The organism is Kitasatospora brasiliensis (assembly GCF_032654805.1).
Lineage (GTDB): Bacteria > Actinomycetota > Actinomycetes > Streptomycetales > Streptomycetaceae > Kitasatospora > Kitasatospora brasiliensis.
Genome location: NZ_JAUOOW010000009.1, coordinates 143,821 through 167,151, shown reverse-complemented (window position 1 = coordinate 167,151; position 23,331 = coordinate 143,821). Strand labels below are relative to the sequence as shown.

The following is a 23,331-nucleotide window of genomic DNA, read 5'->3' as shown; positions in this document are numbered from 1 at the left end:
TTCCGCGATTTCCGTCACAAGCCTTGACGGGCCTGTGAATGCTGAGTTCTGTATACAGCATTCGGCATTCACCAGTCGGGAGGCAAGATGTCCGCAGAAACCCGGCACCGGAAACCTCTCCAACTCCTCAGCGATCACGGTCAATTGACATCGTTACCGTCCCGTCGGCGGATCCTCTCCGCCGGACTGGCGGGCGGCGCACTGCTGTTGACCGGCGCCACCGGGTGCGCCACCGGCGGCGCCGCCTCCACCGGCAGCAAGGAGCTCTCCGGCGGTCCGAGCGGCACCGCCTCCGGGAAGGTCACCATCTGGTCCTGGGACGTCGCCGCCAAGGCGATACAGCGGCTCGGCAAGGTCTTCGAACAGGCCCACCCCGGCGCCACCGTCGAGGTGGTGGACATCGGCTACGACAACGCCTACGACAAGATCACCGTAGGCCTCGGCGCCGGCAGCGGACTGCCCGACATCCTCACCGTCGAGGGCGGCAGGATCCCCACCTACATCGGCAACTTCCCGAACGCCCTGGTCGACCTCACCAGCCGCGCGGCGAGCCTCAAGTCCCAGTTCGCGGAGGCCTCCTGGCGCACGGTGACGGATGCCAAGGGCAAGGTCTTCGCCCTGCCCTGGGACAGCGGTCCGTGTGCCCTGTTCTACCGGCGCGACCACTTCCAGCAGGCCGGCATCGACCCGGCGAGCCTCGCCACCTGGGACGACTACGTCGCCGCCGGCACCACCCTCAAGGCGGCCACCGGCAAGAAGCTGCTCATCCTGGACTCCAAACAGGACACCTTCTTCTCGCAGTTGCTCCAACAGCAGGGCCAGAGCTGGTTCATCGACGGCAAGGTGGCCGTCGCCACCCCCGCCGCCGAACGCGCCCTCACCCTGCTGAAACAGCTCGTCGACCGCGACCTGGTCGACTTCGAGAACGGCTGGGACGGTCTGGTCTCCGGCACCCACGACGGCAAGGCCGCCACCACCCCCACCGCCGCCTGGTGGGACGGCACCCTCACCGCCGAAATGGCCGAGCTCGGCGGCAAGTTCGGCGTCGTCCCGCTGCCCGCCTTCACCCCCGGAGGCCCCCGCACCTCCAACAGCGGCGGCTCCACCCTGTGCGTCACCGCGCAGAGCAAGAACCCGGAGACGGCGTGGGCCTTCCTGTCCTTCCTGCTCGCCGACAAGGCCAACCAGGCCTCGATGATGCAGCACGAGGGGCTCTTCCCCGCCTTCCTCCCCGCCCTGGACGACCCGTACTTCCAGCAGCCCGCCCCGTACTACGGCGGCCAGCAGGCCATGCAGCTGTTCGCCGGGCTCGCCCGCACCATCCCCACCGTCGAGCACACCGCCGACGACTCCAAGGCCGGCGACATCGTCACCACCGCCGTCAACCAGGTGCTGCACAACGGCGCCGACCCGGGCACCGTCCTGCGCTCCGCCGCCCGCCAGATCGCCACCGCGACCGGCCGCCAGACGGCCGGGTAGGGGCGGCAGCGATGACCAGCCCTCCGCTCTCCCTGCGCAAACCCGCCGCTCCGGCCCAGGCCGTGCCCGCCCGCCGCCGGCGCTCCTTACGCACCGCCGCCTGGCTGTTCGCCGGGCCCACCGCCGCCCTCTTCGTCGCCTTCTTCGCCTACCCGCTCGGCGCCAGCCTCTATCAGAGCTTCACCGCCCGCCGCGACGGCGTCGACGTCTGGGTCGGCCTGGACCAGTACCGCCGGATGCTCGACGACCCGGCCTTCCTGCACTCCCTGGTCAACACCGCACTGATCCTCGCCGTCCAGGTGCCCGTGATGATCGGGCTCGCCCTCGTCCTGGCCGTGCTGCTCAACCAGTCCTGGCTGCGCCTGCGGGCCGGCTGGCGCGCGGTGTTCTTCCTGCCCGCGGTCACCACCCTGGTCGCCTACGCCGTCGTCTTCCAGGTCCTGCTGCGCACCGACGGCGGCCTCGCCAACCAACTCCTCCAGGTGCTCGGCCTCGGCCCGGTCGACTGGCTCAACTCCCCGACCTGGGCCCGCATTTCACTGATCGGCTCGGTCACCTGGCGGTGGACCGGCTACAACGCCGTCATCCTGCTGGCCGGACTGCACGCGATCGGCCGCGACCAGTACGAGGCCGCCGCCCTGGACGGCGCCGGCACCGTGCGCACCTACACCAGCGTGATCCTGCCGCAACTGCGCCCGGTGGTGCTGTTCTGCGTCATCACCTCCACCATCGGCACTCTGCAACTCTTCGACGAGAACTACGTGTTGACCCGGGGCGGACCCGGCGACGCGACGCTCACCCCGGTGGTCTACCTCTACAAGGTCGGCTTCCAGCAGCTTGACTTCGGCTACGCGGCCGCCATCGCCTGGGTGGTCGTGCTGATCATCGCGGCGGTCTCGCTGCTCCAGTTCCGGCTCTACGGAAGGGGTCACCGATGAGCAGCCCGACGCCGCCGATGGGTAGCCCCACCCCGCCGATGAGCCCCGCCCCGGTGAAACGGCCCGGCCGCCTGCCGCTGCCCGCCCGGCTCGGCCGCCTCACCGTCCTCGCCGTCCTCACCCTCGGCGCCGTCGTCAGCCTGGTGCCCTTCGCCTGGATGCTGATCGCCGGCACCCACAGCAGCTCCCAACTGTTCCACTCCCCACCGCCGTTCCTGCCCGGCGGCGACCTGCTGCGCAACCTGGTGCACCTCCAGGAGACCATCGGCTTCGGCCGGGTGCTGCTCAACAGCCTCGGGATCGCCGTCGTCTACACCCTGCTCAGCTCGCTGCTGTCCGCGATGTGCGGCTACGGCCTGGCCAAGTACCGCTTCCGCGGCCGCGGGCTGCTGCTCGGCCTGGTGCTGGCGACCATGATGATCCCGCTCCAGGTGCTGCTGGTCCCGCTGTTCCAGATGATGGCCAGCCTCGGCTGGATCGACAGCTACCAGGCCGTGATCGTGCCGTTCCTGGCCAACTCCTTCGGCATCCTGCTGATGCGCCAGGGCTTCCTGGACTTCCCCGACGAACTTCTGGAGTCGGCCCGGATCGACGGCGCCGGCGAGCTGCGCACCTTCTACCGGGTCGTCCTGCCGTGCGTACGGCCGCAGTTGGGCGCCCTGGTCATCTTCACCTTCATGGGCCAGTGGAACAGCTTCATCTGGCCGCTGCTGATGCTCAACACCGAGGACAGGTATACCGTGCCGGTCGCGCTCAACACGCTGACCGGGCTGACCCACGTCGACTACTCCGGTCTGATGCTCGGCTCCTTCCTGGCCACCCTCCCGCTGATGGTGCTCTTCCTGCTCTTCCAGCGGCAGTTCGTGGCCGGTCTGCTGGGCGGAGCCCTGAAGGGATGACCATGGACCGCCTCACCCGGGTACCCGGCCTGCTGTACGGCGGGGACTGGAATCCCGAGCAGTGGCCCGAGCAGGTGTGGGCCGAGGACGTGAAGCTGATGGCCGAGGCCGGGGTCAACCTGGTCACCGTCGGCGTCTTCTCCTGGGCCCGGCTCCAACCGGACGAGCACGACTGGGACTTCGGCTGGCTGGACCGGCTGCTCGACCTGGTGCACCGGCACGGCATCGCCGTCGACCTGGCCACCGCCACCGCCTCGCCGCCCGCCTGGCTGGTCCGCGCCCACCCCGGACTGCTGCCGGTCACCGCCGACGGAGTCCGGCTGGAGTTCGGCTCCCGCCAGCACTACTGCCCCTCCTCGCCCGCCTACCGCCAGGCCGCCGTCCGACTCACCCGCAAGCTCGCCGAACGCTACCGGGACCACCCCGCACTCGCCCTGTGGCACATCCACAACGAGTACGGCGACCACGTCCAGGAGTGCTTCTGTCCCGCCTCGGCCGCTGACTTCCGCCGCTGGCTGCGCGAACGGCACGGCACCATCGAGGAGTTGAATCGCTCCTGGGGCACCGCCTTCTGGTCCCAGCACTACAACTCCTTCGCCCAGATCGAGCCGCCGCGCACCGCCCCCGGCCCGGTCAACCCCACCCAGCTGCTGGACTGGCACCGGTTCTGCTCGGACGCGCTGCTCGCCCTGCACCGCGCCGAGAAGGCCGTCCTGGACGAGGTCTCGCCCGGCATCCCGGTCACCACCAACTTCATGTCGATGCTCAAGGCCCTTGACTACTGGGAGTGGAGCCGCCACGAGGACCTCGTCTCCGACGACGCCTACCCCGACCCGGCCGACCCGCGCGCCCACGTGAACGCCGCGCTGAACTACGACCTGATGCGCTCGCTCAAGGGCGGACGCCCCTGGCTGCTGATGGAACAGGCACCCTCCGCGGTCAGCTGGCGCCCGGTCAACGTACCCAAACGGCCCGGCCTGTACCGGCTCTGGTCGCTCCAGGCGCTGGCCCGCGGCGCCGACGGCGTCCTGCACTTCCAATGGCGCGCCTCGGTGGCCGGCGCCGAGAAGTTCCACAGCGCGATGCTCCCGCACCGGGGCACCGCCGCGCGCGGCTGGCAGGAGACCGTCCGCCTCGGCACCGAACTGCGCCGACTCGGCGAGATCGCCGGCAGCCGGCTGCGCGGGCAGGTGGCCGTCCTGCTCGACTGGGACAGCTGGTGGGCGCTGGAACTGGACGACCACCCCTCCGCCCGGATGCGCTGGCTCGACCTGCTCCGCCCCTGGTACGCGGCGCTGTACGAGCGCGGCATCACCGTGGACTTCGTCCCGCCGACCGCCGAACCCGACGGCTACCGGCTGCTGCTCGCCCCCAACCTCTACCTGCTCGACACCGCCACCGCCGACCGCCTCACCGCCTACGTCCGGGCCGGCGGCCGCCTGGTCTGCGGCCCGTTCAGCGGCATCGCCGACCGGCACGACCACATCCACCCCGGCGGCCACCCCGGCCCGCTGCGCGAACTGCTCGGCATCGTGGTGGACGAGCACTGGCCGATCCCGGACGGCGCGACCACCGCCGTACGGCTGGACGGCACCGAGCTGCACGCCGAGCGCTGGAGCGAGTGGATCGAGCCCGAGGGCGCCGAGCCCATCGCCCACTACGGCTCCGGCGCGCTCACCGGCCTCCCCGCCGTCACCCGCCACCGCCTCGGCGCCGGCAGCGCCTGGTACCTGAGCTGCCACCTCGGCGCCGACCTCGGCCCGGTGCTCGACCTGCCGCTCGCCGACGCCGGAGTGAGCGCCGAACTGCCCGGCCTGCCGGAGGGCATCGAGGCCACCCGGCGGCACGCCGCCGACGGTACCGGCTACCTCTTCCTGCTCAACCACGGCCCGGACGAGGCCCGGGTGCCACTGCGCACACCCGGCACCGACCTGCTCACCGGCGCCGCCACCGGCGACACCCTCACCCTCGCGCCGCTCGGCGCCGCCGTCCTCCGACTCCCCGCCGCCGAGGAGCGCCCGTGAACCCGCTGACCCGCCGCCACTTCCTCGCCGCCTCGGCACTCACCGCCGCCGCCGGCACCCTCGTGGCCCCGACCGGTGCCCACGCCCAGGAACCCCTGGACACCGACCCCTACGCCGACGTCCTCGACCTGCACGGCACCCCCGCCCAGGCCTACCCCGGCGACGCCCACGGCAACAACCCGATCACCGTCTTCGCCGACCTCGGCGCCTGGCACGCCTACGCCCTGCCCCGCCAGAGCGACCAGCCCGGCGGCTTCACCGGCCCGCTCCACCTCGCCCAGGAGTACCCCTGGTGGCTCAGCGACGGCCTCAGCCGCCTCCGACTCGCCGAACAGGGCCGCCCGCTGGACCTCACCGCCGCCGCACCCTCGCGCGCCACCTCCCTGCCCGGCCTGCTGCGCCTCTCGTACGACCTCGGCGCCGGCCTCGCCCTCACCCTGGAGCTGCGCTTCTCCGGCGACCGCACCGCCCTGCTCCGGGCCCGGCTCGCCAACACCGGCCCGGCCGTCCGCACCCTGGCCGTCGCCTGGACCGGCCGGCTGCTGCGCCCCGCCACCGGCCCCCAGCGCGAGGCGCCGCAGCTGGTCGCCGCCGAGCACGGCGTGGAGGTGCGCTTCGCCAAGGTCCGGCAGACCTGGGACTACCTCACCGACGGCACCGAACGCTTCGCCGTCCGCCACGCCCGTCCCGTCCGGGTCGCCCTGAGCGCCGACGGCGACGCCCACCGCACCGAACTCGCCGAGCCGCTACGGCTGGCGCCGGGGGAGACCCGCAGCCTGGACTGGACCGAGAGCTACACCTTCACCGAGGCCGAGTACGCCCGGGCCGTCGAAGCGGCCGACACCGCGCTGCGCGCCCCCGACCGGATCGCGGCGCAGGGAGCCGCCCGCTGGGCCGGATACCTGACCCGTGCCACCGAAGGCGTCCCGGCCGCCCGCCGCCGCACCGCCGCCAAGTGCGTGCAGACCCTGGTCACCAACTGGCGCAGCCCGGCCGGCCGGATCCGGCACGACGCCGTCACCCCCACGCTCTCCTACAAGTGGTTCAGCGGGGTCTGGGCCTGGGACACCTGGAAACAGGCCGTCGGCACCGCCGCCTTCGCGCCCGCCCTGGCCGCCGACCAGATCCGGGCGGTCTTCGACCACCAGCTCCCCGGCGGCTCACCGGACGCCGGCATGGTCCCGGACTGCGTCTTCTACAACGACCCGAGCACCGGCGGCGGCAACTGGAACGAGCGCAACTCCAAGCCCCCGCTGGCCTCCTGGGCCGTCTGGGAGGTCTACCGGCGCAGCGGCGACCGCGCCTTCCTGCGCGAGCTGCTGCCCAAGCTGGCCGCCTACCAGGACTGGTGGTACCGCACCCGGGACCACCTCGGCGAGGGCCTGTGCGAGTACGGCGCGACCGTGGACCCGGCCAACGCCACCCCGCGGGACTGCCTGGAGGCGGCGGCCTGGGAGTCCGGCATGGACAACGCCCCGCGCTTCGACGCCGCCTCCGTCCTCCCCAACCGGGACGCGAACGGCACCCTGCTCGGCTGGTCGCTCGACCAGCGCTCGGTGGACCTCAACGCCTACCTCGCCGCCGACCACCGCCACCTGGCGCTGATCGCCGCCGAACTGGGCGACCGCCCCACCGCCGAGCGGCTGCGCGCCCGCGCCGAGCGGATCGACGCCGCCGTGCGCGACACCATGTACGACCCGGCCACCGGCTGGTTCCACGACACCGACCTGACCACCGGCGCCCGGCTCACCGCCCGCGGCCGCGGCATCGAGGGCGCGATCCCGCTCTGGTCCGGCACCGCCGCGGCCGCCCAGGCCCGTACCGTCCGGAGGCTGCTGCTCGACCCGGCGGAGTTCGGCACGCCCATGCCGTTCCCGACGGTGGCCCGCAGCTCGCCGTCCTTCGACCCGGCCGGCTACTGGCGCGGCCTGGCCTGGCTCGACCAGACCTACTTCGCCGTGGAGGGCCTGCGCCGGTACGGCTGGGAGCAGGACGCCCGGCGGACGGTGGAGCGGTTGCTGGCCACCGCCGCCGGGCTGGCCGGGGACGGCCCGGTGCGGGAGAACTACGACCCGTTGACCGGGGAGGGACGCAACGCGACCAACTTCAGCTGGTCGGCCGCGCTGCTGCTGCCACTGCTGCGCCACTGAGCGGCTGCGGCCCCCACCGGGCGGCCTTGGCTCCGGGCCCCGGGACCAGGCATGATCGGGGCATGGTCGAACGAGTCATTGCAGCGTGTGACGGAGCAGCCAAGGGCAACCCCGGTCCGGCGGGCTGGGCCTACGTGGTCGCGGACGCCGCCGGGGTGCCCCAGCGCTGGGAGGCCGGCGCCCTCGGGCACAGCACCAACAATGTGGGCGAGCTGACGGCGCTGCGCCGGCTGCTGGCCTCGACGGACCCGGCGGTGCCGCTGGAGGTGCGACTGGACAGCACCTACACCCGCGACTCGGTGACGAAGTGGCTGAAGGGCTGGAAGCGCAACGGCTGGAAGACGGCGGCCGGCAAGCCGGTGGCCAACCAGGAGCTGATCCAGGCGATCGACGCCCTGCTGGAGGGCCGGGACGTCACCTTCGTCTACGTGCCGGCCCACCAGGTGGACGGCGACCCGCTGAACGCCATCGCCGACAAGGCCGCCAGCGACGCCGCCCGCACCCAGCAGGACGCCTCCGGCACCGCCGCCGACCTGCCGGTCCCCGACCCGGCGGCCGCCTCGAAGGCCCCCAAGGCGCGCAGCCCCCGGCCCGCCGCCGCCACCGGCGGCACCACCAAGCGCGCCGGCACCTCCCGCACCCTGAACGCCCGCTTCCCCGGCACCTGCCCGTGCAGCCGCCCGTACGCCAAGGGCGACAAGATCACCAAGGTCGGCGCCTCCTGGGGCCACCCGGAGTGCGTCGCCGCCCACGCCTGAGCACGCCGGCGCCGCGCGCCGTACAGGTGGATGGGCGGACCGAAGGGAGGTGGGCGTGGTGATCGTCTCGGAGACGGCGGAGTTCCATGTCGGGGACCGGGTGTGGGTCTACCGCGAGTCCTCCTACGCGACGGTCGAGAGCGCCGTCGTGGTGGAGGCCCCGGCGGACCACAGCCTGCGACTGGAGTACGGCGACGGCCACCGCGGGCACCTCAGGGAGGGCCGGGTCGAGCTGCTCGCCCCCGGCTCGGCCGGGCCGCCGGGCGGCTGACCGCAAACGCGTGACCGCAAACGCGTGACCGCAAACGCGTGACGGGAAACGCACGACGGGAAACGCACGACCGGCCGACCGCGTCCGCGCGGTCGGCCGGTCGTGCGTCACGGGTCAGGCGTGGGCGGGGGAGGGCTTCTGGGTGATGCGCTTGATGTCCTCGAAGCTCAGGCCGGCCTCGTTGTAGGCGCGCGCGATCACCTCGTTGACGCCGAGGTCGGCGAGCTCCTTGAGCTGGGCGTCGGTCAGCGGCGCGGCGGGCGGCAGGTCGTCCTCGGCGCCGAAGTCGTCCCCGGCGCCGGCGCCGGCCAGGCCGAGCACCGCGCCCATCAGCTGGTCCTCGGTCAGCTTGACCGCGTCGGCCGGGGCCTGGACGTTCGGGGCCGCCTGGTTGAACGCGAACTTCACCGGGAACTCGACGCCCGGCTCGACCTTGTCGGCCAGCTGGGCGAGGTCGAAGGTGGCGGAGGAGAAGGTGCCGTTCTTCAGGTAGAGGTCGAGGCCGATCTTGCGGTCCGGCACGTCGCTCGGGGCCTCGTCCGGGAACGTTCCGAGCTGCTTGGGGAACTTGGCGGCCAGCGGCTTGACGGCCTTGTACATCTCGTCCACCAGCTGCCGGGCCGGGGCGCTCACCCAGAGGTGCTCGGCGCCGTCCTTCTTGCCCTTGTCCTCGTACGTGACGGTGCGGCCGAGCACGTCCTTGACCGAGTTGAGCAGCTGGCCGCCGAACTCCGGGTCGACGGTGGGCGGGGCGCTCGGGGCGCCCTTCTTGCCGTCGGACTCCTTCGCCTTGTCCGCGAGCGCCTGGAGATCGAAGGCGACCCACTTGCCGGCCAGCACGTCCCCGACCGGCTTCATGTCCTCGGTCAGGCCCTCGCGCATGTCGTCCACCGTGGACGGGTCTTCGCCGACCAGCTTCAGCAGGCCCTTGGCGTCGACGTGCAGATACCCCTGGGCCTCGACCTGGCGGTACTCCATGAGCGTGGTGCCCTTGTGGTCGGCGAGCACGCAGGACAGGCGCAGCGACTTGTCGAGCGTCACGTCGGTGTTCTTGTCGCCCGCGCCGGCCTTCTTGAAGGCCTCGACCTCCTTGAGCGGCTTGTCGGCGGAGACCGCGACGGAGAAGGAGAGGCCGGAGAGCGACTTGGCGGTCTGCTCGTCCATCTCCCCGCCACCGTGCCGGGCGCCGCCGACCAGGCCGCGGCCGCTCTTGGCCCCGCCGGCGTTGGCGAAGGAGACGATCTGCTCGGGGGTGGCGGCGATGGAGAAGGTGAAGCCGGCCGACTTGCCGTCACCGACCTTGTCGAAGGCCTTGGACACCTTCTGCGCGGCGGAGAGCTGCTCGACGGTGCCGCAGGCGGCGAGGCCGGTGGCGAGCACGGACGCGGTGACCGCGACGGGCATCGCCCCACGGGCGGCCTTGCGGATGGCGGTGTTGATGGCGCGACTCCTGTTGATCGGGCCCGCTGGGTGGCGCGGACCGTTCCCTCCCCTGTGACGCCCGACGCCACAGTGCCTGCACATGTGATCACATTATCGATGGCGCGTCGCACGAATATTTGGCCTGGGCTTTAACGATTCGGGCACCGGATGATTCCGATTCAGAGCCACCCGCAGAACGGCGGCCGCATCGCGGCGAACCGCCCGTTCGTGGGCTACCGGTGCTGGGTCGTGATGATCGCGCAGCCGGCGGCGAGGAGGGCGAGCCCGAGGGGGATCCCGATCAGCAGGGGCGTCACCCAGTCCTCGGAGCGTCCCTGCGGCTCGACGCGGCGGGCCGGGTCCGTGCTCGCCTCAAAGTAGTCGCTGACCCGGTGGGCGTTCGCCACGAAGTCGGTCGCCTGGTGGTACGGGCCGGTGTGGAGGCCCGGCAGGGAGCGACGCCGCCCGTCGGCGAGGTGGACCTGGACCACGTACGTGGACTGGCCGCCGGCCCCGTACCCCTGCACGCCGACCCAACGGATCTGCTGCCAGGAGTGGGTGCGGCCGGGTCCGAAGCCCCACCCGATGGTGATCCCGTCGGCGCCGACCCGGCTGTAGGAGCGCAGGCCCTTGACGAGGGCCGGGGCGAGGAGCACCAGGCTCAACGTGCCCAGCAGCACGGTGCCGAGGGCGGTGAGCTCCAGGAACCCGAAGCCGAGCGCGGCCGTGGGGACGAGGGCCAGCGCCGCGTAGGCGCTCGGGCGGATCAGGTCCCGCTGCCGGAAGATCATGTCGTTCACGCCGCGCACCCTATGCCCGGGCGGCCCGGCCCGGCCCGGCCCGGACAGGGGCGGTGCGGAGGTCTCGTCACCGCAGGTAGTACGTCGGCACGTCGGCCGTCAGTGGCGGGAACAGCGCCCGGTACGGCTCCTCCTCCCCGCGGACGTACACGCCCGTCCCGGGTGACAACCTGCCTGATGTGGAGGGGAGTTGGCGAAATCGTGCCCATGTCGGGCCCGGCGGGTTGACGCCGACGTCCGTACCGGCCGGACCGAGGGCGCGAGCATCGACCCGAGCGGCGCCCCGCGCGACACGGCGCGTCAGGCGCGGCTGAGCCCGGACGGGCGGTACGCGCTGTTCCGGGTGTTCCAGCCGGACCAGGGCGGTAGCCGGGTCGCGCTCTACGCCCGCGACCTGCGCACCGGCGCGGTCGCCGAGGTGGCCGCCGCCGGCGCCCAGCCGGCCGCGATGACGGCGGACGACCGCTGGGTCTACTTCGCCGCGGACGACGCCGCAGCGGTGCCCGGCGACACCAACGGCACCCCGGACGTCTTCCGGCGCGAGCTGGGGACCGGCCGGATCGAGCGGGTCGCCGAGGCCGTCGCCCCGGCCACCGCGCCCGCCGTGGACGCGCTCGGCGACACCGTGCTGTACGGCGCCCCGGACGGCACCCGCGCCGACGTCCTGGTGCGCTACCTGCCGCGCCCCTGACGGCCCCACGCGCCCGCCTCCCGCAGCGTGAGCCGGGCCGCGGCAAGGGTGAGGAGGCCCCACAGGGCGGGCAGCGCCCCCGACACGTACAGCCCGGCCCCGCTGAGCGAGAAGTCGTCGTACGCCGAGGCGGGCGGGGCCCAGCCCTGCGGGTCGACCAGCACCTCGGCGGTGTTGCCGACGGAGGCCCTGCTGGAGCAGCCGTAGCCGGCGTACCGGGCGTGGCGCAGCGGCTGCCCGTCGACCCGGCGGATATCGCAGCTCCAACTCAGTACGCCGTTCTTGCCCTTGGAGCTGTGGGCGGCGGTGATCTCCACCTCGGTGCGCACCCCGCGGTGGGAGATCAGCTGCGCCTGAAGGGCGGACGTCGGGACGACCATCAGCAGCACGCCGACCAGCACGGCCGAGGCGATCACCCAGCCGCGGGTCCGGACGAAGCCGATCCCGATGACGCCCGCCATGAGCACCAGGACGGCGGTGATCATGCACGGCACCTGGTAGTCCGGATTGCTCGCGAGCAGGACCGGTCCGAGCATCAGCAGCGGCGCGGGCAGCCCGACCAGCCACGCCGTGCGGCGGACCGTCCGCGGCGTCAGGTCCCGGGGGGACCGTCGGCGCACCGGCTTCGGTGGCGGGATCGCCCCTTGGGCGAGCGGTCTCTTCGGCTTCTTCTTGCGGGCCATGCTTCCCCCGTCCGTCGTCTTCGTGGTGCCTGCGACAGTGTGACCGCAACCCCTGACGGGCGGTAGGGAGGGGGTGCCGCCGGCTCGACCACAGGCCCCGTGCGCGGCAGATGACTGTTTGTCATATCCTCGACCAGGTTGTTACCGACGAGTTCACCGAATGCTCGCCCGCTGTCCCGCGGGCGGTGCCGGCGGCCGAGTTGGATACACAACATCCCTCGACCCGACGGGTCCACGTCACGCCCCACGGAGCCCAGATGCCCCTGTCGTCCGTCCGCCGCGCCCTCGCGACCGGCGCCGCCGCCACCGTCCTCGCCGTGCTCGGCGCCGTCCCGGCCTCGGCCGAGACCGCCCCGGTGACCGCGCCGCCGCTCGACGTGCTGACGTACAACACGTTCCTGATGAGTACCAACCTCTACCCCAACTGGGGCCAGCAGTACCGGGCGCAGGCGATAGCCTCGGCCGACTTCTTCCAGGGCCACGACGTGGTCGTGCTGGAGGAGGCCTTCGACAACTCGGCCTCCGACGCGCTGATCGCCAAGGCCTCGGCCGCCTACCCGTACCACACGCCGGTGGTCGGCCGCTCCACCGGCGGCTGGGACGCCACCTCCGGCAGCTACAGCTCCGCCACCGCGGAGGACGGCGGCGTCACCCTGCTCAGCAAGTGGCCGATCCTGCGCAAGGAGCAGTACGTCTACAAGGACGCCTGCGGCTCGGACTGGTTCTCCAACAAGGGCTTCGTCTACGCGGTGCTGGACGTCAACGGCCGCCGCACCCACGTGGTCGGCACCCATCTCCAGTCCACCGACTCGGGCTGCGCGAGCGGCCAGGCGGCGGACATCCGGGCCAAGCAGCTCACCGCGATGCGCGCCTTCCTGGACGCCAAGCAGATCCCGGCCGACGAGCCGGTCCTGCTCGCGGGCGACCTCAACATCGACTCGCACGGCTCCGAGTACCAGGCGCTGCTGACCAACGGCAACCTGGCCCCGGCCTCCGCCCGCACCGGCTGGCCGTACTCCTTCGACACCGCCGACAACTCCATCGCCGCCTACCGCTACCCGGGCGATCCCAAGGAGGACCTGGACTACGTGCTCTACCGGGCCGACCACGCCCGGCCGCAGCAGTACACCAACCAGGTGCTCCGGGTGCACAGCGCACCCTGGACGGTGAGCAGTTGGGGCAAGAGCTACACCTACACCGACCTCTCCGACCACTACCCGCTGGCCGCGCACTGACGGTTCGCAGCCGCCGGGAGTGTGGGATGCGTCACCCGTGACACCGTACGGGCGGTTCGGCCCCTTACGATCCTGAACGCCGAGGTCGGGCGCCGTCGCACCACGGCGGCGCCCGCCAGGCAGCCAGCGATCCGGCCCGAGGAGAAGCGCACGTGACCACCCCCACCGCCGCGCCCGACAGCTACTACCAGCGCACCGGCGAGCACAGCTACAAGCCCACCGGCCAGGCGCAGGGCGCCTGGCACCCCGACGAGCAGCACTTCAGCCCGCTCGGCGGCCTGATCGTGCACGCCATCGACAGCTACCGGGCCGCACGCCCCGCCGACGGCCTGGCGCTGGCCCGGATCAGCTTCGACATACTCGGCCTGATCGCCCTCGACGAGTTCGAGATCACGGTGGAGACCGTCCGCCCCGGGCGCACCATCGAGCTGATCGAGGCCACCGTGGTGATCAACGGTCGCGCCGTGGTGCGGGCCCGCGCCTGGTTCCTCGCCGAACTGGACACCGCCGCCGTGGCCGGCACCCACGACCGGCCGCTGCCCGCGCCCGAGGAGTTCGAGCCCTGGCCGATGGCCTCGCTGTGGGGCGGCGGCTTCATCGCCTCGATCGACGTCCGCCGCCGCGAGAGCGGCCCGGGCCGCGCCGCGGCCTGGATCTCCAGCCCGGCCGAGCTGGTCGCGGGGGAGCCCAGCAGCCCGCACGCCGCCTTCGTGATGCTGGTGGACACCGCCAACGGCATCGCCGTCCGGCAGGACCCGACCGGGTGGATGTTCCCCAACACCGATCTGACGATCCACTTCCACCGCCGCCCCGAGGGCGGCTGGACCGGCCTGGACACCAGCGTCAGCTTCGGCCCGGCCGGGCACGGCGTCACCAGCACCGTGCTGCACGACGTCCACGGCCCGGTCGGCCGGGCCGAGCAGATCCTCACCGTCCGACCGATGCCGTCCGCCCACTGAGCGGCGGTCGACGGCCTCCGGTGGTGCGGCACCAGTCGTCGCCGCACCACCGGACGGGGGTCCTCAGCCGGGCAGCGAGTCCATGAAGGAGCTCACCGAGAAGACCGCGTTGCCCGGCCCGGCCGGGCCGTAACCGGGCGGCGAGGAGAGGCCGAACTCCTCCAGCGTCGCCCGGTAGGTCCGGAGCAGCCGGATGTGGTACTCCAGCGGCGCGCCCTGCGGGTTGGCCTTGCCGAGCGGCGTGGTCGGCTCGGGGCACCAGGTGGTGAAGCGCGGGACGACGCCGTGCGACATGAAGAAGCGCAGGCCCTCCTCGGTGGAGGCGATCGCCTCGTCCACCGTGGTGAAGCCGAAGGGCTCGGCCATCTCCACGCCCGCGACGAAGTTGGGGATCACGTTCTCCGGCCCGAACACCTCGGTGGAGTCGAGGATCCGCCGGTGCCACTCGTCCCGGCCGACGTAGCGCTCCTTGCCGGGGCAGTAGAGCTCGAACAGCCGCTTGTCCCACACCTCGAAGTTGGGGTGGTAGATCCGCACGCCGTAGTCGTGGAAGCGCTGGACGTCCTCGCGCGGCAGCGCCTGGGCGACCACCTTGCCGATCCAGCGGCCGGGGAAGCGCTCCTCGATGGCCTTGGCGTACTGCCCGTAGAAGTCGGCCTCGTCCCGGCCGCCCACGTGCGAGGTGATCGCGCCGCCGGTCAGGGTGTACGCCCGGGAGGCGCGGGCGGTGTCGTACCGGTCGATCAGCGCCAGCGCCTCCAGCACCTCCTCGACCGGCTTGACCCCGGTGTACGGGCGGCCGGCGGCCTTGTGCTGGCGCCAGTTGTGGTTGATGTCGCAGTACTGGCACTCCTCCTTGGCGCCGAAGTACTGGCAGACCCGGAACACCGTGAGGTAGATCAGGTAACCCCACTGGATGGTCGGGGCGACCTCCATCACCGACTTCCCGTTGGCCAGGGTGTGCCGGTAGTAGTCCGGCATCGGCGGCAGGCCGACGTCGGCGATCCGCGCACCGTCCAGGTAGAGCCCGAGCGTCCCGTCCTCCCCGGCGCCGACCCGGTACGGCGAGTCCGGGTTCACCCGCACCGACACCACCGTGCGGCGCAGCCCGTACGGCCCGCCGGTCAGCACGACCTCCTCCGGCGGCCGGTTGAGCGCGGCGGCGCCCAGCTCGGGCAGGGTGCGGTGGTCGAAGGAGAAGATGAAGTACGACTTCGGCTTGACCTCGCCGCTCCCGTCGGCGCTGCCGCTGAGCGCGGACTCGTCGAAGGCCATGCCGCCGCGCAGCAGGTCCTCCTTGATCACCGCCTCCCGGGGCACGTCGGGATAGCGCTCCATGAGTTCCTCGACGAGTGCGGTGCGGCTGCGGGCCTGGCTCTCCATGCGCGGTCTTCCTTCCTGGCCCCGCTCTCTCGCGGCGCCCCGCCCATTCTGGTCCCCCTTACGCACCCGGCCGTGCACCGGGCCCGGCCGGGGGTGGGTCAACCGGTCCGTGGTGCGTACCGGCCTCAGATGTGCCAGTCGCTCATCAGGCAGAGCTCGTCGGGCGACGTGTCGGGGTGGGTCCACGCGGCGAAGAGCGCGAAGTCCATCGCGGTGAACCGCTCCTCGTCCCAGACGGGTTCGAGCATGTCCATCTCGCGGACCCAGAGCAGGCTGTGCGCCCGCGCCGTCTCCAGGTGGGGGTCGAGGCGGGCGGGCCACGGCAGGTAGAAGTCAGGCATCGAAATCGCTGCCACTGCGCGTTCCTTCCAGGAAGTGCGGATGTGCGATCGGCGTGTGGCAGGTGGCCGTCGGTCATGCGTTCCGCATTCGAACAGTCCCTGCCATGAGTGGCGCAACGCGGCTGCCGGGTGGGGACACGGGTGAATGTCACCGGGTTGACGCGGGCGGCGGGCGGCTCGGGCGGGCTGGTGCGTGCCAGGGGCGCCCGAGCGCTGGGCGGAGCGATGCACGACTGGAGCGTGCCCAAACGCCGCCTGCCCGAACGTTCACCCTATCGGGTGAGGAAGATCGTCCGGTGCGATGCGGAACGCGCCTTCGCGCCTACGGTAGGGGACCGAGCGAGACGGGGCCTGTGTGATCGGAGTCCCGTGCGTGGCGGGCGAACTGACTCCCCGTCATATTGTGCGATCCCCTTGGAGGAGGCTCCATGCCCCTGCGTGCCAGACCGGACGCCCTACCCGGGCCCGTCCCCGCCCCGGTGGTGGGCCCATGAGCACCCCGGCGATCGACCGGATCCTGCGCGGGCCCAGCGGACTGGGCACCTCCGGGCTCCTGTTCCGGCCGCAGCTCCCGGAACCGGAGGCCGCGGTGCCCGACGTCCCGGCGCCCGAGGCGCCCGAGGTGCCGGAGCCCGCGGTCTCGGCTGCGGAGACCGTGGCGCCCGCTGCCTCGGTGTCCGAGGCCGTCGTGCCCGAGGTCTCGGCGCCGGAGGCCTCGGTACCCGAGGTATCGGTGACTCCCGGGTTCCGGGTGCCGTCCGGCCACGTCCTGCCCGCCCCGTCCGCCCTGACCGCGTCCGCCGTGGCCTCGCTGCTCGGGGCTCCGGCCACCGTGGCGCCGAGCGGCGGCAAGCCCAAGCCCGGCGACCCGATCCCCGGCCTGTACTACCACCCGGTCGCCGAGCCCGACCCGGTGCGGGTGGAGGCACTGAGCGCCAAGCTCAAGGTCTGGGCGATGGAGGAGATCGAGCTCTACCCGCCGGAGTGGGAGAAGGACTACGACGGCTTCTCCACCGGGCGCTACATGGTGGCCTGCCACCCGGACGCGCCGAGCGTCGACCACCTGATGCTCGCGGCCCGCCTGATGGTGGCCGAGAACGCGGTGGACGACTGCTACTGCGAGGACCTCGGCGGTTCGCCGGTCGGCCTCGGCAGCCGCCTGCTGCTCGCGCACACCGCGCTCGACCCGCTGCACACCACGCCGGAGTACCAGCCGTCCTGGGAGGCCTCGCTCTCCGAGGACGCGCCCCGGCGCGCCTACCACTCCGCGATGGAGTACTTCACCAGCGCCGCCACGCCCGCCCAGTCGGACCGCTTCCGGCACGACATGGCGCGGCTGCACCTGGGGTACCTGGCCGAGGCGGCCTGGGACGAGGCCGACCACGTCCCGGAGGTGTGGGAGTACCTGGCCATGCGCCAGTTCAACAACTTCCGCCCCTGCCCGACGATCACGGACACCGTCGGCGGCTACGAGCTGCCCGCCGAGCTGCACGCGCTGCCCGCCATGCAGCGGGTGATCGCCCTGGCCGGCAACGCGACCACCATCGTCAACGACCTGTACTCGTACATGAAGGAGCTGTCCAGCCCCGGACTGCACCTGAACCTGCCGGTGGTGATCTCCGAGCGCGAGGGCCTCTCCCGCAAGGACGGCTACCTGAAGGCGGTCGAGGTCCACAACGACCTGATGCGCGCCTTCGAGGCCGAGGCGGCGGCACTGGCCGTGTCCTGCCCGGTGCCCACCCTCGTACGGTTCCTGCGCGGTGTGGCCGCGTGGGTCGACGGCAACCACTTCTGGCACCAGACCAACAGCTACCGCTACACCCTGCCCGACTTCTGGTGACACCGCCCCCGGCCGGTGGCACACCGTCACCGATGACCGTTCCGACCATCCCGACCAACCCTTTGACCATCCGCTAGGAGCTGACCCATGTCCGTGACCGACGACATCACCACCCCCGGCAACGCCATCCCCGGCCCGGCGACTCCGTACCAGGGCGACATCGCACGCTACTGGGACCACGAGGCCCGCCCGGTCAACCTCCGCCTGGGTGACGTCGACGGCCTCTACCACCACCACTACGGCATCGGCGAGATCGACCAGGCCGCGATCGGGGACCCGGCCGACAGCGAGCGCGAGAAGAAGGTGATCACCGAGCTGCACCGCCTGGAGTCCGCCCAGACCGAGGTGCTGCTCGACCACCTCGGCGACATCCGCGCCGAGCACACCCTGGTCGACGCCGGCTGCGGCCGCGGCGGCTCGATGGTGATGGCCCACCAGCGCTTCGGCTGCCGGGTCGAGGGCATGACCCTCTCCACCCAGCAGGCAGACTTCGGCAACAAGCGGGCCGGCGAGCTGGGCATCGGCGGCTTCGTCCGCTCCCGGGTCGCCAACATGCTGAACATGCCGGTCGAGACCGGCACGGTCGCGGGCTCCTGGAACAACGAGTCCAGCATGTACGTCGACCTGAACGACCTGTTCGCCGAGCACGCCCGGGTGCTGAGCGTCGGCGGCCGGTACGTCACCATCACCGGCTGCTGGAACCCGCGCTACGGGCAGCCGTCGAAGTGGGTCTCGCAGATCAACGCCCACTTCGAGTGCAACATCCACTCGCGCCGCGAGTACCTGCGGGCGATGGCCGACAACCGCCTGGTACCCCAGGCCGTCATCGACCTGACCCCGGACACCCTGCCCTACTGGGAGCTGCGCAACACCACCTCGCTGGTCACCGGCATCGAGGAGGCGTTCATCGAGTCCTACAAGGACGGCTCCTTCCAGTACGTGCTGATCGCGGCCGACCGGGTCTGATCCGGTAGCACCCGCAACACGGCGGCCTCCCCGCACCCCGCGGGGAGGCCGCCGTGCCGCGTCTAGGGCCGGGTGAAGGTGAGGTGGGTGACGCCGCTCGGACTGGTCACCGCCTCGGTGTGGAAGCGCCGCTCCAGCCCTTCGAGCCCGGCCCAGAGCGGCTCGCCCCGGCCGAGCACCACCGGCACCACGACCACGTGCAGATGGTCGACCAGGTCGGCCTCCAGGAACGCCCGGACGGTGCTCGGGCCGCCGCCGATCCGCACGTCCAGGCCGCCGGCCGCCTCCCGGGCCCGGCGCAGCGCCTCCTCGGGGGAGGCGTCGAGGAAGTGGAAGACCGTCCCGCCGTCCATCTCCAGCGAGGGGCGCGGGTGGTGGGTGAGCACGAACACCGGGGTGTGGAACGGCGGGTTCGGCCCCCACCAGCCGCGCCAGTCCTCGTCCTGCCAGGGGCCGCGCTGCGGGCCGAACTTGTTGCGGCCCATGATCTCCGCCCCGATGCCGTCGCCCCAGGTGCGGGCGATCGCGTCGTCCACGCCGGTGTCTCCGGCGTCCTCGCCGTGCATCCGCCGGAACGTCCGGGTCCGGAAGAACCAGCGGTGCAGCCGGTCGGCGGCGTGGCCGAACGGCGCGTCGAGGCTCTGGCCCTCGCCCGTGCCGTAGCCGTCCAGGGAGATCGAGAAGTTGTGGACCCGGACCAGGGACATCGGCTTCCTCCGCTGCTGACACCTCGATGCGGGCGGGCTGCCCGCACCCTTTTCGCCGGTCACGCTAGCCGGGCGCGATGACGCCGCGACGCTCCGTCACCGCCCTGGGCGTGGCGGGCGGGGTGGATGTGGATCGGGTGGAGGAAGGGGAGGGGAGTCGGGGAGGAGCTGTGGGATCGTCACGCTATTGTCGTGCCTTCTTCACCTGGAGCATGTCCGCGCGGGCGATGCTTCGTCAGGCCGCCCGGAAGCAGGGCGGCCGGCAGCCACGACCTGGGGGACCCCGATGACCGCACGCCGCGCCCTGACCGGACTCCTCGCCGCCGGCCTGATCGTCGCCGGCGCCGCGCTGATCCAGACCGCCCCCGCGGACGCCACCCCCACCGGCACGGGCGACCTGCCGTTCGGCTCCACGACCGCCGTCGGCCTGCACAACACCTACGACCCGGCCGCCTATCGGTACCTCGCCCAGGGCCTGGACACCGGCACCGGGATGATCGAACTGGACCTCTGGCCCAACGTCGTGACCAAGCAGTGGCAGGTCAGCCACTCCAACCCGTTCGGCAACTCCAACAACTGCACCGCCGCGAGCACCCCCGCGCAGCTCTACGGCGGCAGCACCGACCAGAACCTGGAGAGCTGCCTGGACGACGTCCGGGTCTGGCTCGCCGCGCACCCCGGCGCCGGGCCGCTGGTGGTCAAGCTGGAGCTCAAGCCCGGCTACTCCGCCAACCTCGGGATGGGCCCGGACCAGCTGGACGCGCTGATCGCCCAGCACCTCGGCTCCGCCGTGCTGCGCCCGGCCGACCTGCTGGCCAAGCCCGGCGGCGGCACCTTCGCCAGCGTCGACGAGGCGGTGCGGGCGGGCAACTGGCCCAGCCGCAGGGCGCTGGCCGGGAAGGTGCTGCTGTACGCGATCCCGGGCACGGTCGAACTGGGCAACCCCTTCGACACCCTGCACACCGATGTCGAGCAGGGCCGCCACCTGCGCGACCTGGCGGCGGCCGGCCGGATCGGCCAGGCCGAGGTGTTCCCGTCCGTGCTCGGCGCCACTACCGGCGACCCGCGCGCCCAGTACACCGGCGCGGACGCCTCGATCCGGCCCTGGTTCGTGGTCTTCGACGGCGACGCCTCCACCTACGTCCGGACCATCGACACCGCCTGGTACGACGACGCCCACTACCTGCTGGTGATGACGGACGCCCACCTGGTCGCCCCCGAGATCAGCAACACCGACCCGACCGCCGACCAGGCGCGGGCCCGCACCGAGCAGTTGGCGAAGGCGCACGCGAGCATCGTCTCCAGCGACTGGCGCAAGCTGCCGTCGGTGCAGTCCCTGGTGCTGTCCCGCGGCTGAGGCCGCCGCCCGGCCCGCGCCCCGGGTGATTCCACCGGGGCCGGAACGGTGCCATGCTGAGGCCATGACAGAGAGCAGTGCGGTGGCCCCGCTCCGTGAGCGGGTCCAAGCGGGCGGCCGGCGGCGGGAGTTGGCCGCGGCGACGGTCGGGTCGGTGGTCGAGTCCTTCGACTGGAACGTCTACGCCGTCCTCGCACCCTACTTCGCGTCGGACCTCTTCGGCCACGGCAAGCACGGCGTCAGCGGCGTGCTCGGCGCGTACGTCACCTTCGCCGTGGGCTTCGTCGCCCGGCCGGTCGGCTCGTACCTGATCGGCCGGCTCAGCGACACCCGCGGACGGCGCTTCGCGCTGAGCCTCGGCATGGCCGTGATCGCCGTCGCCAGCCTCGGCATCGCCGCCGTACCGGGCCAACAGGCCATCGGGGCCTGGGCGGCGGTGCTGGCCGTGGTCGCGCGGGTGGTCCAGGGGCTCGCCTTCGGCGGAGAGGCGCCGAGCGTGGCCGCGTACGTGACCGAGACGGCCCCGCCGCGGCACCGCTTCGCGTTCAGCTCCGTCTCCTACGGCGGGATCATCCTCGGCTCGCTGCTCTCCTTCGGGGTGCTCGCCCTGCTGATCCACACCATCGGCAAGTCCGGCCTGGAGAACGGCGGTTGGCGCTGGGGCTTCGTGGTCGCCGCCCTGCTCGGGCTGGCCGCCGTCTGGGTGCGGCGGTGGGCGCCGGAGAGCGCGGAGTTCCACCGCGCCCGGGAGCGCGCCCGGCACACCGCCCGCCCACCGTTCCTGCGCACCCTGCGCGAGCACCGCTGGGCAGTGCTCACCGTCTTCCTCAACACCTTGGGCGGTACGGTCGGTTACTACTTCGCGCTGGTGTACCTGCCGCAGTACGCCGCCGCCTACCACGTGATCGGCAAGGAGGAGGCGGCCTCCTTCATGACCGTCGTGCTCGGCGTGGTGCTGGCCACCATGCTGCTCACCGGCGCCGCCGCCGACCGCTTCGGCCTGCTGCCGGTCGCCCGGATCGGCTTCGGCCTGCCGATCCCGCTGATCGGCGTCCTGCTCGCCGGGCTGCGCCAGGGCTGGCTGCCCTTCCAAGTCGTCGCCGTGCTGCTGGGGATGCTGGTGGCGACGGTGCTCGGCACCCTCAACGTCTTCACCGGGCTGCTGTTCCCGACCGAGGTGCGGGCGGTGGGCCTCGGCGTGGTCAACGCGGCCACCATCGCCGCGTTCGGCGGCACCTTCCCGCTGCTCGCCGAGTGGCTCGGCGACCGGCACTGGCTGGGCGTGATCCCGGTCTACGTCACCGTCTGCGCGGTCGGCCCGGCCCTCGGACTGCTGACGGCGATGAAGGTGCCCTCCTTCGCCGCGGCCGTCCGGGATGCGGAGGATTCGGTTCAGCGGACACCCGGAACCGCCTGACGGACGGTCACCGGCTGTGGTTGAGTGGTCCGGACCAACGCCGGACTGGGGAGGGCGACGTGGAGATCAGCGCATCGGGTACGGACATCCCGGACATCAACGCACCGCAGGAGGACGGCGGGCCTGGGGCCCGGGTGTCGGAGAGCTGGCTGACCGAGCCCGGCTTCGAGCAGCCGCCGCAGGTGGACCTGCGCACCGACCGGGCGCACTCCGCCCGGGTCTACGACTACCTGCTCGGCGGCAAGACCAACTTCCAGGCCGACCGCGAGGTCGGCGACCGGATGACGGCCGAGCTGCCCGGCGTGCGCGCGGACGTCACCGCCGCCCGCGCCGTGATGCACCGGATGGTCCGCCGGCTCGCCGAAGTGCACGGCGTCCGCCAGTTCCTGGACGTCGGCACCGGCATCCCCACCGCGCCCAACCTGCACGAGGTCGTCCAGGCCGTCGACCCGCTCTGTCGGGTGGTCTACGTCGACAACGACCCGATCGTGCTCGCCCACTCGCGGGCGCTGCTCACCAGCACCCCCGAGGGCCGTACCGCCTACGTCCAGGGCGACCTGCGCGAGCCGGAACGATTCCTCAACGACCCGGGGGTCGCCGCCACCCTGGACCTCACCCAGCCGGTCGCGCTGACCCTCGTGAACATCGTCCACTTCCTCTCCGACGAGGCCGCGCACCCGCCCGTCCGCAAGCTGCTGGACGCGCTGCCCGCCGGCAGCTTCCTCGCCCTCACGGCCGGGGCGGCCGACGTGGCGCCGGAGCGCGCCGAGACCGCCACCCGCCGCTACGCGGAGGCCGGGATCACGCTCCACTTCCGCTCGCGGGAGCGGGTCGAACGCTTCTTCACCGGGCTGGAGCTGGACGAGCCGGGCGTGGTCCTGGTCAACCGCTGGCACCCGGATCCCGCAGGGGCCTCGGGTGAGGGCGAGGTCGGGGTGTACGGGGGAGTCGGCCGCAAGCCGTAGCCGTAGCCACGGCCGTAGCCGCGGTCGTAGCCGGGGCGCCGAACCC

21 protein-coding genes are annotated in these 23,331 nt (G+C 72.4%); 15 read left to right on the top strand and 6 right to left on the bottom strand.

Going from position 1 to position 23,331, the window contains the following annotated elements:
* Positions 1 to 144: 144 nt before the first annotated feature.
* The 7 genes from QWJ13_RS30955 to QWJ13_RS30925 all read left to right on the top strand — a co-directional run bounded on the left by QWJ13_RS30955 (position 145) and on the right by QWJ13_RS30925 (position 8,519).
* Entirely contained in the window at positions 145 to 1,479 is a 1,335-nt protein-coding gene (locus QWJ13_RS30955) for an ABC transporter substrate-binding protein (protein WP_316528675.1), read from the top strand.
* An 11-nt stretch (positions 1,480 to 1,490) separates the two neighbouring features.
* Positions 1,491 to 2,417 carry a carbohydrate ABC transporter permease gene (locus tag QWJ13_RS30950; protein WP_316528674.1) on the top strand — a complete coding sequence of 309 codons (927 nt, stop codon included), beginning with the start codon at positions 1,491 to 1,493 and terminating at the stop codon, positions 2,415 to 2,417.
* Positions 2,414 to 3,316, top strand: coding sequence for a carbohydrate ABC transporter permease (locus tag QWJ13_RS30945; protein WP_316528673.1), 903 nt, complete (start codon positions 2,414 to 2,416; stop codon positions 3,314 to 3,316). The genes QWJ13_RS30950 and QWJ13_RS30945 overlap by 4 nt, the downstream gene beginning before the upstream one ends.
* Positions 3,313 to 5,340: a beta-galactosidase gene (locus QWJ13_RS30940; protein WP_316528672.1), complete on the top strand. Its 2,028-nt coding sequence runs from the start codon at positions 3,313 to 3,315 to the stop codon at positions 5,338 to 5,340. Before QWJ13_RS30945 ends, QWJ13_RS30940 begins: the two co-directional genes overlap by 4 nt.
* Positions 5,337 to 7,490, top strand: coding sequence for an MGH1-like glycoside hydrolase domain-containing protein (locus tag QWJ13_RS30935; RefSeq protein ID WP_316528671.1), 2,154 nt, complete (start codon positions 5,337 to 5,339; stop codon positions 7,488 to 7,490). The genes QWJ13_RS30940 and QWJ13_RS30935 overlap by 4 nt, the downstream gene beginning before the upstream one ends.
* A gap of 62 nt (positions 7,491 to 7,552) precedes the next feature.
* Positions 7,553 to 8,248 carry a ribonuclease H family protein gene (locus tag QWJ13_RS30930; protein ID WP_316528670.1) on the top strand — a complete coding sequence of 232 codons (696 nt, stop codon included), beginning with the start codon at positions 7,553 to 7,555 and terminating at the stop codon, positions 8,246 to 8,248.
* Positions 8,249 to 8,303: 55 nt separating this feature from the next.
* Positions 8,304 to 8,519 (top strand): hypothetical protein, encoded by a 216-nt coding sequence (locus QWJ13_RS30925; RefSeq protein WP_316528669.1) that lies wholly within the window; start codon positions 8,304 to 8,306, stop codon positions 8,517 to 8,519.
* A 114-nt stretch (positions 8,520 to 8,633) separates the two neighbouring features.
* Here the strand turns inward: QWJ13_RS30925 and QWJ13_RS30920 are convergent, their stop codons facing one another.
* Positions 8,634 to 9,923 (bottom strand): hypothetical protein, encoded by a 1,290-nt coding sequence (locus QWJ13_RS30920; RefSeq protein WP_316528668.1) that lies wholly within the window; start codon positions 9,921 to 9,923, stop codon positions 8,634 to 8,636.
* 251 nt (positions 9,924 to 10,174) lie between these two features.
* Positions 10,175 to 10,741, bottom strand: a complete 567-nt coding sequence (locus QWJ13_RS30915; RefSeq protein ID WP_316528666.1) for a hypothetical protein — start codon at positions 10,739 to 10,741, stop codon at positions 10,175 to 10,177.
* A 190-nt stretch (positions 10,742 to 10,931) separates the two neighbouring features.
* On the opposite strand from QWJ13_RS30915, the gene QWJ13_RS30910 reads away from it, so the two are divergent.
* Entirely contained in the window at positions 10,932 to 11,432 is a 501-nt protein-coding gene (locus QWJ13_RS30910; protein ID WP_316528664.1) for a hypothetical protein, read from the top strand.
* Here QWJ13_RS30910 and QWJ13_RS30905 read toward each other — a convergent pair.
* On the bottom strand, positions 11,414 to 12,115 hold the full coding sequence (locus tag QWJ13_RS30905; protein ID WP_316528661.1) for a hypothetical protein: 702 nt from the start codon (positions 12,113 to 12,115) through the stop codon (positions 11,414 to 11,416). The two genes, QWJ13_RS30910 and QWJ13_RS30905, sit on opposite strands and share 19 nt — an antisense overlap.
* 257 nt (positions 12,116 to 12,372) lie before the next feature.
* On the opposite strand from QWJ13_RS30905, the gene sph reads away from it, so the two are divergent.
* Together sph and QWJ13_RS30895 are read left to right on the top strand one after the other, a co-directional pair.
* A complete protein-coding gene (gene sph, locus QWJ13_RS30900; RefSeq protein ID WP_316528660.1) occupies positions 12,373 to 13,350 on the top strand; it encodes a sphingomyelin phosphodiesterase in 978 nt (325 codons plus the stop codon).
* 152 nt (positions 13,351 to 13,502) lie between these two features.
* Positions 13,503 to 14,309, top strand: a complete 807-nt coding sequence (locus QWJ13_RS30895) for a thioesterase family protein (protein WP_316528658.1) — start codon at positions 13,503 to 13,505, stop codon at positions 14,307 to 14,309.
* Between the two features lie 63 nt (positions 14,310 to 14,372).
* Here the strand turns inward: QWJ13_RS30895 and QWJ13_RS30890 are convergent, their stop codons facing one another.
* A complete protein-coding gene (locus tag QWJ13_RS30890; protein WP_316528657.1) occupies positions 14,373 to 15,692 on the bottom strand; it encodes a radical SAM protein in 1,320 nt (439 codons plus the stop codon).
* A 125-nt stretch (positions 15,693 to 15,817) separates the two neighbouring features.
* Positions 15,818 to 16,048, bottom strand: coding sequence for a hypothetical protein (locus QWJ13_RS30885; protein WP_316528655.1), 231 nt, complete (start codon positions 16,046 to 16,048; stop codon positions 15,818 to 15,820).
* A gap of 475 nt (positions 16,049 to 16,523) precedes the next feature.
* Between QWJ13_RS30885 and QWJ13_RS30880 the strand changes: the two genes are divergently transcribed.
* Positions 16,524 to 17,873: a family 2 encapsulin nanocompartment cargo protein terpene cyclase gene (locus tag QWJ13_RS30880; RefSeq protein WP_316528653.1), complete on the top strand. Its 1,350-nt coding sequence runs from the start codon at positions 16,524 to 16,526 to the stop codon at positions 17,871 to 17,873.
* An 87-nt stretch (positions 17,874 to 17,960) separates the two neighbouring features.
* Complete coding sequence (locus tag QWJ13_RS30875) at positions 17,961 to 18,839, top strand: geranyl diphosphate 2-C-methyltransferase (RefSeq protein ID WP_316528652.1); 879 nt, start codon at positions 17,961 to 17,963, stop codon at positions 18,837 to 18,839.
* 62 nt (positions 18,840 to 18,901) lie between these two features.
* Here the strand turns inward: QWJ13_RS30875 and QWJ13_RS30870 are convergent, their stop codons facing one another.
* The gene (locus QWJ13_RS30870) at positions 18,902 to 19,546 is read right to left on the bottom strand and encodes a dihydrofolate reductase family protein (protein WP_316528651.1); all 645 of its coding nucleotides are present in this window, start codon (positions 19,544 to 19,546) and stop codon (positions 18,902 to 18,904) included.
* A 286-nt stretch (positions 19,547 to 19,832) separates the two neighbouring features.
* On the opposite strand from QWJ13_RS30870, the gene QWJ13_RS30865 reads away from it, so the two are divergent.
* The 3 genes from QWJ13_RS30865 to QWJ13_RS30855 all read left to right on the top strand — a co-directional run bounded on the left by QWJ13_RS30865 (position 19,833) and on the right by QWJ13_RS30855 (position 23,285).
* Positions 19,833 to 20,903 (top strand): phosphatidylinositol-specific phospholipase C domain-containing protein, encoded by a 1,071-nt coding sequence (locus QWJ13_RS30865; protein ID WP_316528650.1) that lies wholly within the window; start codon positions 19,833 to 19,835, stop codon positions 20,901 to 20,903.
* A gap of 64 nt (positions 20,904 to 20,967) precedes the next feature.
* Complete coding sequence (locus tag QWJ13_RS30860; protein WP_316528649.1) at positions 20,968 to 22,320, top strand: MFS transporter; 1,353 nt, start codon at positions 20,968 to 20,970, stop codon at positions 22,318 to 22,320.
* A 149-nt stretch (positions 22,321 to 22,469) separates the two neighbouring features.
* Positions 22,470 to 23,285 (top strand): SAM-dependent methyltransferase, encoded by an 816-nt coding sequence (locus QWJ13_RS30855; RefSeq protein ID WP_316528895.1) that lies wholly within the window; start codon positions 22,470 to 22,472, stop codon positions 23,283 to 23,285.
* Positions 23,286 to 23,331 lie beyond the last annotated feature (46 nt).